Annotated in this window: 1 protein-coding gene and 1 pseudogene; both read left to right on the top strand. The window is 57.2% G+C overall.

All coding sequences use genetic code 11. The features are described 5' to 3' along the window. Positions 1–602, top strand: a pseudogene (locus tag J5224_RS31490) (phage minor tail protein L); the annotation flags it as partial. A gap of 4 nt (positions 603–606) precedes the next feature. Continuing rightward, positions 607–838: C40 family peptidase (locus J5224_RS31485; protein WP_413544755.1), on the top strand; the 232-nt coding region annotated here is incomplete at its 3' end.

The raw sequence follows: 838 nt of genomic DNA, 5'->3' as shown, positions 1-838 counted from the left end.
GATGAGAATAAACTCCCGGCAAAATCCCTCTGGTGGCAGGGAAAAGAGTACAAAGCGTGGCCGACGCATATTGAGGGGCTGGAAATGACCAGCGATGGCAGTGCTCCCACGCCCACGCTGGCGGTCGGCAATATCGACGGCACCATCACCGCGTTGTGTCTGGTCTATCAAAATCTGGCGCAGGCCACCGTGCGGATTCATACCACCTTTGCTCATTATCTGGATGCGCGCAATTTCCCTAATGGCAACCACAGCGCTGACCCGACGCAAGAGCGGCTGGAAGTCTGGTACATCGACAGTAAAGCCAATGAGGACAACGAATCGGTTACGTTCAATCTCTCCTCACCGGCTGATTTGCAGGGGATCATGATCCCCACCCGGCAGATTCACAGCCTGTGTACCTGGTGCGCACGCGGACAGTATCGCGGCGCATCCTGTGTTACACCGGATCGCGTTATTTCGACATTGACGGCAATCCGGTCGATGATCCGGCAAAGGATGAGTGCTCCGGGCTGCTTTCCACCGGCTGCAAACCGCGTTTTGGTGAAGCGGCCGAATTGCCGTTTGGCGGCTTTCCGGGGTCGGCACTGATTAAGAGGTAATAACGTGAAACTGGGAAATTTGATCGTCAGCGCGATCCTCGCCCATGCTGAGCAAGAATATCCGCGCGAAGCGTGCGGCGTGGTCGTGCACAATCAACAGCGGCAACGCTACGTGCCTTGCCGCAATCTGGCACAGGCACCACAGGATCATTTTATCATGAGCCCCGAGGACTATGCGCAGGCCGAAGACAGCGGCACGCTGGTGGCGATCGTGCACAGCCATCCCGTTGCCACCA

This window comes from Candidatus Symbiopectobacterium sp. NZEC135, assembly GCF_025962695.1.
This window is presented reverse-complemented; position numbering and strand designations above follow the sequence as displayed.